Origin of the sequence: Paenibacillus tabacirhizosphaerae (assembly GCF_040812395.1) — a bacterium.
Classification (GTDB): Bacteria; Bacillota; Bacilli; order Paenibacillales; family NBRC-103111; genus Paenibacillus_E.
Genome location: NZ_JBFNXH010000026.1, coordinates 1 through 16,233, shown reverse-complemented (window position 1 = coordinate 16,233; position 16,233 = coordinate 1). Strand labels below are relative to the sequence as shown.

Genomic DNA, 16,233 nt, shown 5'->3' with positions numbered 1-16,233 from the left:
GATATTAAGACTTTAGAGGAGGTGTGCAACGATGAAGTTACATGAGCTAAGTTCTGCAACTGGATCTCGTCACACTCGCAAACGTGTTGGGCGTGGTACAAGTAGCGGTATGGGTAAAACATCGACTCGCGGACATAAAGGTCAAAATTCACGTTCCGGTGGAGGCGTTCGTCCTGGTTTTGAGGGTGGACAAAATCCATTGTACCGTCGTTTACCTAAACGTGGTTTCAATAACCGCTTCCGTACAGAGTTCGCTATCGTGAACCTTGAAGATTTGAACAATTTCGCAGCTGGTACCGAAGTTACTCCAGAGGTATTACTGGAAACAGGTATTGTAAGAGCACCTAAAGATGGCATCAAGATTTTAGGAAACGGTGAAATCACAGTAAAATTAACCGTTAAAGCGAATAAGTTCTCTCAATCCGCAATTGAGAAAATCCAAGCTGTCGGCGGTCAAACCGAGGTGATTTAATGTTTAATACCATATCCAACATCTTTAAAGTAGAGGATTTACGCAGAAGAATTGTATTCACTCTTATTTTGCTTATCGTCTACAGATTAGGTGCCTTTATTCCGGTGCCTAACATCAACACAGGTGTTCTGAAACTTCAGGACCAAGCGAATCAGAGCGATGTCTTTGGTTTGCTTAACACGTTCTCTGGCGGGGCGCTTTTCCAATTCTCCATCTTCGCGATGGGTATCATGCCTTACATCACTGCTTCTATCATCGTTCAGCTTTTGTCCATGGATGTTATCCCGCGCTTTGCGCAATGGGCAAAAGAAGGAGATGTCGGAAGAAAGAAAATGACACAAGTTACACGTTACGGTACGATCGTTTTAGGTTTAATTCAAGCCTTTGGTCTTTCAATCGGGTTTAACCGTCTTTATAACGGACTCGTTATTGATGCAGGCTTTACGACCTTTGCGTTAATTGCTATCGTACTTACAGCTGGTACAGCTTTCTTGATGTGGCTTGGAGAGCAAATTACGGAGTATGGGATTGGAAACGGTATTTCCATTATCATCTTTGCTGGTATCGTCGCGGCGATTCCTACAGGCATTCAACAAATCTACAAAACGCTTTTTGCGACTGAGGGAGCTTTGTTCTTAAACATTGTGAAACTCGTCATTATTGCTTTGGTCGTTATACTGATTATTGCCGGCGTCATATTCGTTCAGCAGGGTGTTCGTAAGATACCTGTACAATATGCCAAACGCGTAGTTGGTCGTAAAATGTATGGTGGTCAAACCACGCACATTCCACTTAAAGTGAATGCTGCTGGTGTAATCCCTGTAATCTTTGCACTATCGCTGTTGATGTTCCCTCCTACAATAGCTAGCTATTGGAGAGGAAATGTGGTTGCAGAATGGATTATTTCGAACCTAAGTTTGAATAATACAGCACCTCTGGCGATTGTACTTTATGTCTTGTTGATTATTGGTTTCACATACTTCTACACCTTCGTTCAAATTAATCCAGTTCAAATGGCCGATCAGATGAAGAAAAACGGTGGTTACATTCCAGGTATCAGACCTGGTAAAACGACGTCTGTTTATCTGACTCGCGTGATGACTAGAATTACTCTGTCGGGGGCTTTGTTCTTGTCAGCAATTTCTATTCTTCCGATGTTGTTCGGAGGACTTGCAGGTTTGCCTAACTCAGTTAAAATTGGTGGAACTTCCTTACTTATCGTAGTAGGCGTTGGTCTTGAGACGATGAAACAAATCGAGAGCCAATTGATCAAGCGTCATTACAAAGGTTTTATCAATAAATAGCTAATAGGTTCTGATGGGGCAATTGCTGCGACATCGGCACCTATTGTGCTGTTCGTATTGCCGAGTGCGATGGGAGGGTGTCAAAGTGAACGTAATTTTTATGGGTCCTCCTGGTGCAGGCAAAGGTACACAGGCGGAGAAGATCGTTAGTGAGTTTCAAATTCCTCATATTTCTACAGGTGATGCTTTCCGTTTGGCTATGAGCCAAGGAACGCCTCTTGGTATCGAGGCCAAAGGATATGTGGATAAGGGGCTTCTTGTTCCTGATGAAATCACGAACGGTATTGTGAGAGAACGGCTTGCTCAATCAGATTGCGATAAAGGTTTTTTGCTTGACGGGTTCCCTAGAACTGTCGCCCAAGCAGATGCTTTAGCCGAAATCGTTGATTCTTTGGGTAAGAAGATTGAGTTGGTTATTAATCTATCCGTTGATCGCAGCTTCCTGCTTGCTAGGTTGACTGGCCGAAGAATCTGTAAATCCTGTGGAGCTACGTATCATGTGATCTTCAATCCACCAAAGCAAGAAGGCGTATGTGATAAATGTTCTGGTGAATTGTATCAGCGTTCTGATGATACGGAAGAGAAAGTCGGGACTCGCTTGGATGAGTATACGAACAAAACGGCTCCATTGCTGGATTACTACCAAAAGAGGGAATTATTGCGTGAGGTTAACGGGGAACAAGACATTCATGCGGTAACCGAACAAATTAGCTCGCTGCTACGAGGTTTAGCGTAATGATCATTTGTAAGTCCGAGGTTGAACTGGACCTAATGCGAGAAGCAGGCCGAATCGTAGCTGAAACGCACTGTTTACTGGCAAGGGCTATTCGTCCGAACATTACAACGAAAGAACTTGATCAGATCGCAGAGGAATTCATTCGCAGTCAGGGAGCGATTCCATCTTTTAAAGGCTACAACGGTTTTCCAGGCAGCATCTGTGCTTCAGTCAACGAAGAATTAGTTCATGGAATTCCTGGTCCAAGAAAACTGTTAGACGGCGATATTATCTCTATTGATATTGGAGCTAAGTTTAAAGGTTATCATGGAGACTCAGCGTGGACCTATCCGGTAGGAGAAGTTTCGGAAACCGCAAAGCGTATGCTGGAAGTTACCGAACAATCACTCTTCCGAGGACTTGCAGAGGCTAAACCGGACGCCAGGCTCTACACCTTGTCGCATGCAATCCAAACCTGTATTGAAGATGCAGGATTTTCCGTAGTAAGAGAGTACGTCGGGCATGGTATTGGTACGGAACTTCATGAAGAGCCGCAAATACCGAATTATGGTATCCCGAATAAAGGACCTCGATTAAAACCGGGCATGATCTTAGCTGTAGAACCGATGGTGGTTGTCGGCGAAAGATATGTCAAAACACTCGATGACGACTGGACCGTAGTAACGGTGGATGGAACGTTATGTGCTCATTTCGAACATACGATTGCAATTACGGCAACGGGCTATGAAATTTTGACTTTGCCAAAAGCGTAGGTGATTGTGAGTGGATAACTTAATACCAGCGATAGGTCAGATCGTTAAGGTGCTTCGCGGTAAAGATCCCGGAGAATATGCGGTTGTCATCGGAATTGTAGATTCTCGCTTTGTCTGGCTTGCCGACGGTGATAAACGCAAATTCGATCAACCAAAGAAAAAGAACCTTAACCATCTTCAACTACAAGAAACGATCAGCAGCGAAGTAGAGTCCAGCATCAGGGAAACAGGTCGTGTTACTAATGGGAAGTTGCGATTTGCAATTGCCAAATTCGTAGATCATATGCAAGTTGAAGCACATGAGAAAGGAGAATGACTGTGGCCAAAGAAGATGTAATTGAAGTAGAAGGTACAGTGATTGAACCTCTTCCGAATGCAATGTTTAAGGTTGAATTGGAAAATGGTCATAAAATCCTAGCCCATGTTTCCGGTAAGATTAGAATGCACTTTATTCGCATTTTGCCTGGTGACAAGGTTACCGTAGAATTATCGCCTTATGATTTAACGAGAGGCCGTATAACCTACCGTTTCAAATAAATGTTCGGCTTACATGTAAGTTACTCTCTCAAGGCGTATGCTTACGAAGCAAGTTTTCTAACGAAAACGCAACATGGTTGCTTACGATGCAAGATTTCTTGAAGAAATCTTTAAGGAGGGCTTAAGAATGAAGGTAAGACCATCGGTTAAACCGATCTGTGAAAAATGTAAAGTCATTCGCCGTAAAGGCAATGTCATGGTAATTTGCGAAAACCCGAAACACAAACAAAAACAAGGATAGAAGGAGGTGCAGCCATAGATGGCACGTTTAGCTGGAGTTGACTTACCTCGTGATAAGCGAGTAGTTATCGCTTTGACTTACATTTTCGGTATCGGCACTACAACAGCTCAAAACATCATCGCAAGCACAGGTATTAACCCTGATACTCGCGTTCGTGATTTGACTGAGGATGAAGTGAGCAAGATCCGTGATGTAATCGACAAATCGCTTAAAGTAGAAGGCGATCTTCGTCGCGAAATTTCCCTGAACATCAAACGTTTGATCGAAATCGGATCCTACCGTGGTCTTCGTCACCGCCGTGGTCTTCCTGTTCGTGGTCAACGTACTAAAACAAATGCTCGTACACGTAAAGGTCCTCGTCGTACAGTAGCTAACAAGAAAAAATAATAAAGGGGGTTAGAGCTAATGGCAAAACCTAAAAAAGTAGTCCGTACAAAACGTCGTGACCGGAAAAATATTGAGACTGGTGTGGCACACATTCGTTCAACATTTAACAACACGATCGTAACGATCACGGATCCGCATGGTAACGCAATTTCCTGGGCAAGTTCAGGAAACCTTGGTTTCAAAGGTTCCCGTAAAAGTACGCCTTTTGCAGCACAAATGGCAGCTGAATCTGCAGCTAAAGCAGCTATGGAGCACGGTTTGAAAACTGTTGAAGTTATGGTTAAAGGTCCAGGAGCTGGCCGCGAAGCAGCAATTCGTTCTTTGCAAGCAGCAGGTCTTGAAGTAAACCTGATTAAAGACGTGACTCCGGTTCCTCACAATGGCTGCCGTCCTCCAAAACGTCGTCGCGTATAATTCAGGATCACTTTGTAGTATAAATATCTCAAAATCGTGAATAATGGTTTGAAGGATAGGCATACTATGAAATTTTCACCGAAGTATCCAGAGGGAAACGACGTTTTGAATGGAGGGTACATTTCATGATCGAAATCGAAAAGCCAAAAATAGAAACTGTAGCTTTGAGTGAAGACGGCGCCTATGGCAAATTTGTCGTAGAGCCGTTGGAGCGTGGCTATGGTACAACCTTAGGAAACTCACTACGTCGTATCTTGCTGTCCTCTTTACCGGGTGCTGCAGTAACCTCTGTCCAAATCGATGGCGTTTTGCATGAATTTTCAACGATTCCTGGCGTGCTTGAGGATGTTACGGAAATTATCCTCAACTTGAAAGGTCTTTCCTTGAAAATTCACTCCGATGAGGAGAAAGTGCTTGAAATTGATGCTGAAGGAGAAGGTAATATTACCGCAGCCGATATTCGCGGGGATAGCGATGTAGAGATTCTTAATCCGGATCTGCACATTGCCACCTTGTCTCCAGATGCGCGTCTTCATATGAGGATTCATGCGGGCAGAGGTCGCGGTTATGTCCAATCGGACAAAAATAAGCGCGAAGATCAACCGATTGGTGTGATTCCGATCGACTCGATTTACACGCCTATTACTCGAGTAAACTACAGTGTAGAAAATACTCGCGTCGGCCAAGTGACTAACTATGATAAATTGACCCTCGAAGTGTGGACCGATGGAAGTATTAGACCTGAAGAAGCGGTGAGCTTGGGAGCCAAAATCTTAACTGAGCATTTGTTCTTATTCGTTGGTTTAACTGACGAAGCGAAAGATGCTGAGATTATGGTGGAGAAGGAAGAAGATAAGAAAGAGAAAGTGCTCGAGATGACGATCGAGGAGCTAGATCTTTCCGTTCGTTCTTACAACTGCCTCAAGCGTGCTGGTATTAACACCGTACAAGAGCTGATTACCAAAACAGAAGAAGACATGATGAAAGTACGGAACTTAGGACGCAAATCTCTTGAAGAAGTTCAAGAGAAGCTCGAAGAGCTGGGTCTAGGCTTACGTACCGAGGAATAATCCAGTCAGAAGGAGGTTAAATCAATGAACTACAGGAAATTGAACCGCGATTCCAGTAATCGTAAAGCATTATTCCGTGATCTTGTTACAGATCTGTTCATACATGAACGCATTCAAACAACAGAAGCAAAAGCAAAAGAGATCCGTTCGATCGCTGAGAAGCTTATCACTTTAGCGAAACGTGGAGACCTTCACGCTCGCCGTCAGGTGGCTGCTTTTGTTCGTAGAGAAGCTGCTAATGAGAATCAAGATGCTATCCAAAAGCTTTTCTCCGAATTGGCAACTCGTTATTCCGAGCGTCCAGGCGGATACACACGTATCCTTAAACTGGGACCACGCCGCGGTGACGCAGCACCAATGGTATATTTAGAGCTTGTAGATCGAGCATAAGACGGATGGGAAAGGGTGGACGGAATCATTGATTCTGGTGAAGCCCTTTTTTTGCAGTCTAAACCTATGCTTCCTAAACGGGTTTAGTGTGAGCTAGACTTTAAGGTAGGAATGATGACTCACGGAGGAACATGCGCCAGAGAAATCTTCGTTTTACAATTAGCTATGATGGGACGGCTTACTCGGGCTTTCAGATACAGCCCAATGCAGATACCATTCAACACCGGCTAGAGTCTGCCGTGCTTTTATTGACAGGCGAAACGGTGAAAGTGATCTCATCTGGGCGTACTGATGCTGGGGTTCATGCGAAAGCGCAAGTTATTAATTTTACAACGACTTCTAAGATACCGGTTGAACGTTGGTGCTTGGCTTTAAATGCTAGACTACCCAAAGATATCGTCGCACATACAGCGGAAGAAGTGCCTCTATTCTTTCATTCTCGTAAAGCCGCGAAGCGAAAAACGTATTGTTTCACGATTCGTTCGGCGCGCTTCCCTGATGTCTTTCACCGGAATTATGAATACCATCATCCTACGCAATTAAATGTGGAAGCCATGAGAGAGGCGCTCCCTTGCTTGCTAGGTGAGCATGATTTTACTTCGTTTTGCACGGTGAGAACGGATAAGGAAATCAAGGTGAGAACGCTCTATGAGGCTCGCCTGGAGACGGAAGTCGATGAGCTTTCTGCCAATGGGAAAATAGCCCGGATACGACTTATCGTGTCTGGTAATGGTTTTCTATATAATATGGTGCGGATCATTGCTGGAACGCTTGTTCAGATCGGTGAGGGAAAAAGACCTAGCAGCGATATGCTGCGAATTCTTGAAGCCAAAGACCGAGGCCAAGCGGGTCCAACAGCTGAAGCTATGGGACTGACGCTTTGGAAAGTCGAGTATTAAAAAGTGAAAAACTTAACTTGATTCTTGTCTAGTTTTCCTGTAGAATATAACTTGGCGTTTCGTGATCGGCTAACCCACAGCCCCTGATCATGAAGTGGCCATAACCATCCATCGCTATTCAAGTTACTAATGACGAACATGTATTGAGATATATTTTTAGGAGGATTAAGCATGCGCACCACATATATGGCTAAGCCTAATGAAGTTGAGCGTAAATGGTACATTGTTGACGCTGCAGGCCAAACACTTGGTCGTCTGGCAAGTGAAGTTGCTACCATTATCCGCGGAAAGCACAAGCCGGAGTTTACTCCGCATGTAGACACAGGGGATTTTGTAGTTGTTATCAATGCATCCCAAATTAAGCTTACTGGTAAGAAAATGCAAAACAAAATGTACTACCGTCACTCCTTATACCAAGGTGGTTTGAAAGTGACTTCTGCACAGGACCTGCTGAACAGCAAGCCTGACCGCATGATCGAGTTTGCAGTTCATGGTATGCTTCCAAAAAACCGTCTTGGCGACAGCTTGAAAACAAAGCTGAAAGTCTACGGTGGAGCAGAGCATCCACATCAAGCACAACAACCAGAAGTTTGGAATCTTCGCGGATAATTATAAGGGAGGACTGTTTTCGTGGCACAAGTTCAATATTATGGAACGGGTCGTCGTAAACATTCGGTAGCGCGTGTGCGCCTTGTACCGGGTGAAGGACGCATCATTATCAATAAACGTAATCTGGACGAATATTTCGGTCTAGAAACATTGAAGCTGATCGTAAAACAACCTTTGACATTGACTGAAACACTCGGAAAGTACGATGTTCTAGTTCTTGCAAATGGTGGTGGAATCAGTGGTCAAGCTGGAGCAATTCGTCACGGAATTTCCCGTGCATTGCTTAAAGCTGACCCAGAATACCGTGGATCTTTGAAAAAAGCGGGTTTTCTAACTCGTGATTCACGTATGAAAGAGCGTAAAAAATACGGATTGAAAGCCGCTCGTCGCGCTCCTCAATTCTCCAAACGTTAATATCAAACAGCGCTTTGGCGCACAAGAGAAACCTTTTTGGCATTATGCTGGAAAGGTTTCTCTTTTTTGCACAGCATCGCTACAATTCATATAATATTTTAAAGAAATCATTAAAGTTAATACCAAAATGATAAAAAGTCATTGACATACGTAAGATCTCCGATATAATAAATTATAATTCATATAAATAAAGTCGGGATTATAAACCATAGGAGGAATTTACAATGAATCTATTTGAAAAAGAAGCATATGTATCAAAAGCAGCTGAAGAATTTGAAAATCGCTCTCCAGAAGAATTGCTTAAGCTTGCTGTCGAGACATTTCCGAGACTGACTCTTGCTTGCAGCTTTGGGGCAGAGGATGTTGTGCTAGTCGATATGCTACAAAAAATTAACCCTAATGTAGATATCTTCTACTTGGACACGAATGTTCATTTTGCAGAAACTTATGAAACAAGGGATCGTCTCGAAAAACATTACGGTACTAAATTCGTGCAAGTTTTACCAAAGTTGACGCTTGATGAGCAAGCCGAAAAATTTGGAGATGAGCTTTGGAAGAGTGATGCGAATCAATGCTGTAACATTCGTAAAGTTGACCCATTAACAGATATTTTAAAAAACTACGATGCATGGATTACGGGAATCCGCCGCGACCAAGCTCCAACTCGTGCAAATGCTAAAAAAGTAGAATATGACGTGAAATTTGGATTGATTAAATTTAATCCACTTGCTGGCTGGACTTCTGAAGATGTTTGGAACTATATCCGTGAGAATGATGTTATCTATAATCCGCTGCATGACCGTAATTTCCCTAGTATCGGTTGCGAGCACTGCACACGCCCAGTAGCAGATGGAGAAGATCCTCGAGCAGGCCGTTGGGCAAATATTGAAAAAACAGAGTGTGGTTTGCACAAGTAAGAGATCTATAATAATTTTTATTAATTATTATTGGAGGTATCACGATTATGACTTCAATACATCCTCACGGCGGGGGATTGATTAATCGTTTAGTACCAGAAGCAGATAAAGTACGTTTGCTTGGGATAGCTTCCGGCCTGAAGCAAATTCGTGTTACCTCATGGACGATTTCTGATCTCGATTTGATCGGCGTTGGTGCATTTTCACCATTGACTGGTTTTCTGGATGAGAAAAATTATCTATCTGTTGTGGAGAATATGCGACTAGCTGATGGTACAGTATGGAGCATTCCAATTACTTTGCCTATCTCTCCGGAAATCGCATCTAGACTCGTTGTTGGCGAGCAAATTGCCCTTGTAGGAGAAGAGGATAACGTTACTTATGCCATTATGGATGTAACGAGCGTATATAAAGTAGATCAGAAACATGAAGCCCTAAAGGTATTTAAAACAGACGATATGGCTCATCCTGGCGTTGATAAAGTCTTTTCTCGCCCTTCAACAAACGTTGGTGGATCCATTCAGTTGTTAAATCGCCCAAAACCCAAAAAATTCGAAGAGTTTTACTTTGATCCGTCCGATACAAGGCGTATTTTCACTGAAAAAGGTTGGAAAACAGTCGTTGGATTCCAGACGCGTAATCCAGTTCACCGCGCACATGAATATATTCAAAAGTCCGCTATGGAAATCGTGGATGCCCTTTTCTTGAATCCTTTGGTTGGAGAAACGAAGTCTGACGATATCTCAGCAGATGTCCGCATGAAAAGCTATCGTGTTCTCCTTGAAAATTACTATCCCAAGGATCGGACTTTCTTGGGTGTATATCCAGCGGCTATGAGATACGCTGGGCCGCGTGAAGCCATTCTACACGCTATTGTACGTAGAAACTACGGTTGCACTCATTTTATCGTCGGACGCGACCACGCGGGCGTAGGCGATTATTACGGCACTTATGAAGCTCAAGAAATTTTTAGTAATTTCACAGCTGAAGAAATTGGAATTACACCTCTATTTTTTGAGCATAGCTTTTTCTGTACGAAATGCGGCAATATGGCTTCAAGCAAAACCTGTCCTCACGACAAATCAGTCCACATGCATCTTTCGGGGACCAAAGTTCGTGGCTTGCTAAGAAGCGGTGAATGCCCGCCTCCGGAGTTTACGCGTCCTGAAGTAGCTCAAGTGTTGATTGAAGGTTTGCGAGATCCTGAGTATCAAGTGTAAGTAAGGTATATTTGTCCACCCTGTCCCATATAGATGATACAGAGTCTATTTGGAACAGAGGTGGATTTTTTATGCGTAAAAGGAAGAAAAGGCTAGTTGTGTGGTTAACCTTTCACAGCAGTCTTAAACTTGTTCTGTCGGTCATGCTGTTGGCTTTGGTTGTTTTTATTTACACACATGAGCTGCCAGCTACGAAAACTTGGTCTGACTGGAGCCTTCCTTTGTCAGGGAAGGTCATTGGATTGGATGCAGGACATGGTGGGCCGGATGGGGGTGCCGAGAGCAGTAGCGGAGTTATAGAAAAGGATATAAATCTGGCGATAACGCTGCAGCTCCGAGATTATTTGCAGCAGGCTGGTGCCCTAGTTATCATGACCAGAGAAACCGATATTGACCTAGCAGATCCTAGAACGAAAGGCTACAGCAAAAGAAAAACGGAGGATCTTCACAATAGAGCTGATTTAACCAAGGATAAAAAAGCGGAGATGTTTCTCAGCATACATTTAAACAGCATACCTTCTCCAAAATGGAGAGGCGCTCAAACGTTTTACGTTCCTAACAATCCGAGCAATGCTAACCTGGCCGCTTTAATTCAAAATGAGTTGAAGAAGAATCTCGAGAATACGGAACGAGTAGCGAAGCCTGCCGATAAAACAGTTTATCTATTGAAAGTTTTACAAATTCCAAGCGCATTAGTGGAAGTGGGCTTTTTATCTAACCCTGAAGAAGCCAGGCTATTAGCTAGCGAAAAGTATCAAAGAATGGTCGCTGCATCTATTTATCAAGGGATCCTCCGATTTTATTCAGGGGAAAAAGTTGGTTCTTAATAGAATTATGATATAATTAAAGCCGCATAAATACTATGTCCTAACGAAGGTGTGGTGTGGCTACGTGAATAAAGACCAATTATTAGAAGCATTGAAGCCTCTTGTCGATCCTGGGTACAACAAGAGTATTACTGAACTTAATTTGGTAAGAGATGTTATGATCAAGGAAGATAGTGTCTCTCTTAGTTTAATAACAACAACAGAGGATGAGGCTTACAAGAATCAAGCTAAAACAGCCATTCAATTAAGTCTGAAACCTCTTGGAATTACGCAAGTACATATCCGGTTTCGCGCAATAACGGATTATGAACGCGAGCAGTTAAACGAAGCTTCTCAGACAAAGCAACAACCTGATAAAGACCAACAAACTACTGTAATAAAACCCATAATTGGTGAAGACTCCAATGTGACTTTTATAGCGGTCGCGAGTGGAAAAGGGGGAGTAGGCAAGTCGACAGTTACAGTCAACCTGGCTGTAGCTTTGGCGCGCCTAGGTAAAAAAGTTGGCATCGTAGATGCGGATATCTACGGCTTCAGCATCCCTGATATGATGGGAATCGATGAGCAGCCGAAATTGGTCGATAATACGATTATTCCAGTAGAGAAATTCGGGGTTAAGGTAATCTCAATGGGCTTCTTCGTTCAAGATAATGCTCCTGTCATTTGGCGTGGCCCTATGCTTGGGAAAATGTTGAAAAACTTCTTTCATGAAGTTAACTGGGGAGATGTCGATTACATCCTACTGGATTTACCGCCAGGTACAGGAGATGTTGCCTTAGACGTGCATCAAATGATTCCGCAAAGCAAAGAGATCATTGTCACTACACCTCATGCCACAGCGGCATTTGTAGCTGCCAGAGCGGGCGCGATGGCCGTGCAAACGAACCACGACATCCTAGGTATTGTTGAGAATATGTCCTACTATGAATGCAAAACATGTGGAGGCAAAGATTTTGTCTTTGGCAAAGGTGGAGGGGCAAAATTGGCTGAGGATTTGCATAGTGAACTTCTGGCCCAAATTCCATTAGGAGCACCTGATAATCACATTTCAGAAATCGATTACTCGCCTTCAGTGTATAAACAGGATACAACAACGGGACAAATATATTTAGAAGTCGCCGCGAATATTATCGCGAAGTTGTAAAATTAAAGAAAAGGACTAGCGGCAATAATATGCTGTTAGTCCTTCTTCTATTAAGAGTCACCGGAGCTAGAATCTTTCTTCTGATCGCTGTCTTGTTTTTGAGAATCTTTTGAATCACTCTTCTGATCCTTCTGACTGTCTCCTCCAGTATCGCCTCCACCGTCGCTTTTCTTCTGACCTTGCTGGTTGCTTGTGGATAGCTGTTCAGGACTGCTTTGCTGCGCGATTGCAGCTTTTAACAAATCGACCATCTGTGCTCGGAAAAGAGGGCTCTGAACAGCGTCCTGCATGACTGTCATCATTTGTTGGCGGTATGCAGCTGTCTTCATGACATCAAGAATCATTTTCTCATAATCAGGGTTCTTCATAACATCAACGAGCGCTTTTTGATACTCGGGGTCTTTTAGCAATTCTTTAAACATTTGTTTTGTATCTTTCTGAATAGCTTTAGCAAAGTCTCCGGCAAATTTAGGGTCTTTCATCATGTCTTGAAGAAATTTATTGTTTTCCTGTGCAGTTAAGACATCTTTAACGGCCATTTGCAACTGCAGCGACTCATTGGCAGACAGGAGCTTTATTTGTGATTGACCGGCTAAACTATTCGTTCCGATATCTCCATTCATAATACTTTGGTTTGCAGTACTGATTGCTTTCTTGCCATCATCTGATTTTAAAATATCCAGTACCATAGATTTTGTTTCTTTATACGTATTGCCTTGGCCTTGCGAGGAGTTGTCCGATCCACATGAAGAGAGAAGCACGGTGAACAGGATAAACGGTACGACTTTCAGTGTTCTTAACCTTTTTATCAACATGAAAGCAAGCTCCCTTCCCTAGCTGAATATTGTTAGTATGTGTGGTTAGAGACAGATTATAACGTCCATTCATTGGCTTTTTATTTAAAACGTTGGTACAATTATTTACTAGAGTTTGAAATGTGGGGGTTTTGATCTTGACTTTAAGGAAATGGTTTCATTTATTCTGGACAACATTAGCATTTGGAATGGTCGTTTCGATAGCGATAGGGCTTATCTTACAATACTCGGATCGTGAGTTCTCGGTTATGGGATTGTCAGCTGTAGGCTTCAATGTGGTTAATATGCTCCTGGGTGGCGCGACGATAAGTGTGTTAAGCCAAATGGGTTTTTTTGCATACCTGATTGTTAGGTTTATTGTAATGGGCATTATTCGTTCCAAAACAGTTTGGGATTTGCTTCAGCTAACGATTGTAATTGTCGTTTTATTTGACTTGGTATATCTAAGATCGACGAATGTGGATGGAACAAGTGCAATTGTGAATCATTTAGCTTTACCTATCATTTTAGTGGTCATTGCAATGGCAGTTGCTTATTGGAAAATGAAAATGACTAATCGGAACGCATTCATCCCGACATTGTTTTTCATGACAGCAGTTACAGCTCTTGAAGCTGTTCCGGCGCTCAAACTTGACAATTCGGCATCTAGTTTATTCATGTTGGCGCCCCTTCTAGTATGTAATGCATGGCAAATTCTGATCCTACATAAAATTTTAGAAAACAAAAAGAGCTAATTCGAAATTGATTAGCTCTTTTTATTTGCATGATTCAATTGCGGTTTAATGGATATGTTTCATCGCTTGATCTTCAACGGACTTGGTATCAACCTGAGTTTGCTGTAATAATTTACCGACAGTTACAAACTCGTAGCCTTTAGCACGTAGTTGATCGATAATGACTGGCAAAGCCTCATGTGTTTGTTGGCAGGAATCGCTTGCATGCATTAACACGATATCACCAGGATGAGCTCTAGAAACCACTCGATCTATAATTTTATCGACACCAATGTTCATCCAATCAAGTGAGTCGGTGTCCCATTGGACAACCGAATAACCCAAATCCCCTGCGATGCGAAGGACCCTTTTGTCAAAATCTCCGTTAGGCATACGAATTAAATTCGGCTCTTTTCCGACGAGTTCCGTCAAAATTCCATGTGCAGTAGAAATTTGTTTGCGGATCTCTTCGTCAGAGAAAGTGCTGTAATTATCATGCTTGTTTCCGTGGCTTCCAATTTCGAAGCCATCCCTTTTAATGTGTTCGACAATTTCAGGGTGACTTTTACTCCATGGAGAGGAGAGGAAGAAGGTAGCATCTTTTACGCCTTTATCTTCGAGCACTTTAAGAATGGGATCCGTACGCCTGTCTCCCCAGCTAATATCGAATGTCAGGGCAATAAGTTTCTTATCTGTTTGCACGCTATAGATAGCCGCAGGCTCTCCATTTGAGAAAACGGAAATGTTCCGCTGCTCCGAATACACGATAGCTGCCGCGAATACAATAGCAACCGCAATAAAAATGAATTGCTTTAACTTTCGAGCATTTACAACGAAGAAATAGTTCACTGTGCTGGAACCTCCTTATGCCTTATAATCGATAAGGCTTGTATGACTTTTATTAACAATGTATGCTCGTACAGATCTCATTTATGCTTAAATAGCAGGAGGATAAAATTAATGAATTTACTATGGCGACATTTCGGGGAAATGAAACATTACTTTATTGCTGTTGTAATTGTTTTTGGAGTCAGCTTTTACTTAGGATGGGGGAATTCAGATCATTTCTCGCACTTTTTAGACACTCAATTACAAGGAATGAAGTCGTTGAGCCAATCGCTCAGCTCCCAAAATAATCCTCAACTCTGGTTCTTCATCGTTATTTTTTTAAACAATGCAATCAAATCGGTACTAATCATGTTCCTGGGATTGTTACTTGGGATACTCCCTTTATTTATGCTGGTGGCGAACGGTATGATCCTGGGGTATGTATTATCATTACAAACGCATGAAAGCACTTTGCTGATTGTATTGAAAGGCATATTGCCCCACGGAATCATTGAAATTCCGGTTATATTGCTTGCATGCGCTTATGGCCTTAAACTCGGCATGCTCGTGTGGAAATCAGGGATCCAGCTATTTGTGCCTCTTGAATCAAGAACAGCGAGAGCTGAGATTTCAAGAATACTTCGCTTAACTAAACCGTTAGTAGTTGTAATCGTTGTTTTGCTATTCTTGGCAGCCATTATTGAGAGCACACTCACCTTCTGGCTAATGCAGACCTAAAAAAATTTTGGATACGTGTGATAAAAGTGGGAAAATCTGAGCATAACAGTAAAGCCAAAAGGAAGACGTTACACACGTCGAGCTTCTTGTGCGCCTGTTGGTAAGTAAGCCATAAATCCTTGTATAGTGGGCATGTTAGCAAACTAAGATGCTTAGCCGCTGCATTAACATGTCCTTTCTGTATCTACAGTTGAGAGGGGTTTGAATGGATGTATGCTCGGATTTTTATTCAATGATCGGGAATGCAGAGAATTAGATTATGTACTTCGAAAAGAGTTAGATGAAATGCTGTTCGATCTGAATGACAAGAGAATCGATCAGGAGATAAAAGGAGCAATAGAATCAAGATACAAAGTAATATTTCGAATGTATGCTCGTCTAGCCACGCCCAAGGAGATTTCGAAGTACGCGAGAAACCGCAATTATCAAGTTGAGAAAAAATAGAGGGTAGATGCTTGACTTACCCTCTTCAATTATGTTATTTTATATTTCGCTGCTCTGATGTGCAGGTCGGTTGGCGAAGTGAAGAACAACATAGGAATAACGAAGTTGAAAAAAACACTTGCAATCAAGTAGGCTAATGTGGTATATTTAAAAAGTCGCCGCTAAAACAACGGTGACGACGAAATGAATGTAATTGTTCTTTGAAAACTGAACAACGAGTGAAGAAGCACGAACGAGCAATCGTTCAAAAAAAGAGATGAAAATCTCGCTAGCAAGTCAATTGAGCTATTGAGCTTTCGATAAAGGTTTACCTTTTTGGAGAGTTTGATCCTGGCTCAGGACGAACGCTGGCGGCGTGCCTA

23 protein-coding genes are annotated in these 16,233 nt (G+C 42.5%); 21 read left to right on the top strand and 2 right to left on the bottom strand.

What is annotated here, in order from left to right; all coding sequences use genetic code 11:
- Positions 1-31 precede the first annotated feature (31 nt).
- The 18 genes from rplO (at position 32) to ABRS97_RS26125 (ending at position 12,333) form a co-directional block, all read left to right on the top strand.
- On the top strand, positions 32-472 hold the full coding sequence (gene rplO, locus ABRS97_RS26210; protein ID WP_367818915.1) for a 50S ribosomal protein L15: 441 nt from the start codon (positions 32-34) through the stop codon (positions 470-472).
- Entirely contained in the window at positions 472-1,776 is a 1,305-nt protein-coding gene (secY, locus tag ABRS97_RS26205; RefSeq protein WP_367818913.1) for a preprotein translocase subunit SecY, read from the top strand. The genes rplO and secY overlap by 1 nt, the downstream gene beginning before the upstream one ends.
- Before the next feature lie 85 nt (positions 1,777-1,861).
- Entirely contained in the window at positions 1,862-2,512 is a 651-nt protein-coding gene (locus ABRS97_RS26200) for an adenylate kinase (protein ID WP_367818912.1), read from the top strand.
- Complete coding sequence (map, locus tag ABRS97_RS26195; RefSeq protein WP_367818911.1) at positions 2,512-3,264, top strand: type I methionyl aminopeptidase; 753 nt, start codon at positions 2,512-2,514, stop codon at positions 3,262-3,264. Before ABRS97_RS26200 ends, map begins: the two co-directional genes overlap by 1 nt.
- A gap of 10 nt (positions 3,265-3,274) precedes the next feature.
- On the top strand, positions 3,275-3,580 hold the full coding sequence (locus ABRS97_RS26190) for a hypothetical protein (RefSeq protein WP_367818910.1): 306 nt from the start codon (positions 3,275-3,277) through the stop codon (positions 3,578-3,580).
- A 2-nt stretch (positions 3,581-3,582) separates the two neighbouring features.
- The gene (gene infA, locus ABRS97_RS26185) at positions 3,583-3,801 is read left to right on the top strand and encodes a translation initiation factor IF-1 (protein WP_009676800.1); all 219 of its coding nucleotides are present in this window, start codon (positions 3,583-3,585) and stop codon (positions 3,799-3,801) included.
- Between the two features lie 127 nt (positions 3,802-3,928).
- On the top strand, positions 3,929-4,042 hold the full coding sequence (rpmJ, locus tag ABRS97_RS26180; RefSeq protein WP_003333770.1) for a 50S ribosomal protein L36: 114 nt from the start codon (positions 3,929-3,931) through the stop codon (positions 4,040-4,042).
- An 18-nt stretch (positions 4,043-4,060) separates the two neighbouring features.
- On the top strand, positions 4,061-4,429 hold the full coding sequence (gene rpsM, locus ABRS97_RS26175; protein WP_367818907.1) for a 30S ribosomal protein S13: 369 nt from the start codon (positions 4,061-4,063) through the stop codon (positions 4,427-4,429).
- Positions 4,430-4,447: 18 nt separating this feature from the next.
- Positions 4,448-4,843, top strand: coding sequence for a 30S ribosomal protein S11 (gene rpsK, locus ABRS97_RS26170; RefSeq protein ID WP_367818905.1), 396 nt, complete (start codon positions 4,448-4,450; stop codon positions 4,841-4,843).
- Positions 4,844-4,968: 125 nt separating this feature from the next.
- The gene (locus ABRS97_RS26165; protein WP_367818903.1) at positions 4,969-5,913 is read left to right on the top strand and encodes a DNA-directed RNA polymerase subunit alpha; all 945 of its coding nucleotides are present in this window, start codon (positions 4,969-4,971) and stop codon (positions 5,911-5,913) included.
- 24 nt (positions 5,914-5,937) lie between these two features.
- Complete coding sequence (gene rplQ / locus ABRS97_RS26160) at positions 5,938-6,303, top strand: 50S ribosomal protein L17 (RefSeq protein WP_163953683.1); 366 nt, start codon at positions 5,938-5,940, stop codon at positions 6,301-6,303.
- Positions 6,304-6,434: 131 nt separating this feature from the next.
- The gene (gene truA, locus ABRS97_RS26155) at positions 6,435-7,202 is read left to right on the top strand and encodes a tRNA pseudouridine(38-40) synthase TruA (RefSeq protein WP_367818901.1); all 768 of its coding nucleotides are present in this window, start codon (positions 6,435-6,437) and stop codon (positions 7,200-7,202) included.
- A gap of 171 nt (positions 7,203-7,373) precedes the next feature.
- Entirely contained in the window at positions 7,374-7,811 is a 438-nt protein-coding gene (rplM, locus tag ABRS97_RS26150; protein ID WP_367818899.1) for a 50S ribosomal protein L13, read from the top strand.
- Positions 7,812-7,832: 21 nt separating this feature from the next.
- On the top strand, positions 7,833-8,225 hold the full coding sequence (gene rpsI / locus ABRS97_RS26145; RefSeq protein WP_367818897.1) for a 30S ribosomal protein S9: 393 nt from the start codon (positions 7,833-7,835) through the stop codon (positions 8,223-8,225).
- 224 nt (positions 8,226-8,449) lie between these two features.
- Positions 8,450-9,142 carry a phosphoadenylyl-sulfate reductase gene (locus tag ABRS97_RS26140; protein ID WP_367818895.1) on the top strand — a complete coding sequence of 231 codons (693 nt, stop codon included), beginning with the start codon at positions 8,450-8,452 and terminating at the stop codon, positions 9,140-9,142.
- A 47-nt stretch (positions 9,143-9,189) separates the two neighbouring features.
- Positions 9,190-10,362 carry a sulfate adenylyltransferase gene (gene sat / locus ABRS97_RS26135; RefSeq protein ID WP_367818894.1) on the top strand — a complete coding sequence of 391 codons (1,173 nt, stop codon included), beginning with the start codon at positions 9,190-9,192 and terminating at the stop codon, positions 10,360-10,362.
- Positions 10,363-10,433: 71 nt separating this feature from the next.
- Positions 10,434-11,189, top strand: coding sequence for an N-acetylmuramoyl-L-alanine amidase CwlD (gene cwlD / locus ABRS97_RS26130; RefSeq protein WP_367818892.1), 756 nt, complete (start codon positions 10,434-10,436; stop codon positions 11,187-11,189).
- Positions 11,190-11,253: 64 nt separating this feature from the next.
- Complete coding sequence (locus tag ABRS97_RS26125) at positions 11,254-12,333, top strand: P-loop NTPase (protein WP_367818890.1); 1,080 nt, start codon at positions 11,254-11,256, stop codon at positions 12,331-12,333.
- 50 nt (positions 12,334-12,383) lie between these two features.
- Here the strand turns inward: ABRS97_RS26125 and gerD are convergent, their stop codons facing one another.
- Positions 12,384-13,148, bottom strand: a complete 765-nt coding sequence (gene gerD, locus ABRS97_RS26120) for a spore germination lipoprotein GerD (RefSeq protein WP_367818889.1) — start codon at positions 13,146-13,148, stop codon at positions 12,384-12,386.
- 137 nt (positions 13,149-13,285) lie between these two features.
- On the opposite strand from gerD, the gene ABRS97_RS26115 reads away from it, so the two are divergent.
- Positions 13,286-13,882: a KinB-signaling pathway activation protein gene (locus tag ABRS97_RS26115; RefSeq protein ID WP_367818887.1), complete on the top strand. Its 597-nt coding sequence runs from the start codon at positions 13,286-13,288 to the stop codon at positions 13,880-13,882.
- Between the two features lie 45 nt (positions 13,883-13,927).
- Here the strand turns inward: ABRS97_RS26115 and pdaB are convergent, their stop codons facing one another.
- On the bottom strand, positions 13,928-14,710 hold the full coding sequence (gene pdaB, locus ABRS97_RS26110; protein ID WP_367818885.1) for a polysaccharide deacetylase family sporulation protein PdaB: 783 nt from the start codon (positions 14,708-14,710) through the stop codon (positions 13,928-13,930).
- Positions 14,711-14,821: 111 nt separating this feature from the next.
- Between pdaB and ABRS97_RS26105 the strand changes: the two genes are divergently transcribed.
- Positions 14,822-15,427, top strand: a complete 606-nt coding sequence (locus ABRS97_RS26105) for a stage II sporulation protein M (protein WP_367818883.1) — start codon at positions 14,822-14,824, stop codon at positions 15,425-15,427.
- A gap of 213 nt (positions 15,428-15,640) precedes the next feature.
- Positions 15,641-15,871, top strand: coding sequence for a hypothetical protein (locus tag ABRS97_RS26100; RefSeq protein WP_270881330.1), 231 nt, complete (start codon positions 15,641-15,643; stop codon positions 15,869-15,871).
- Positions 15,872-16,233 lie beyond the last annotated feature (362 nt).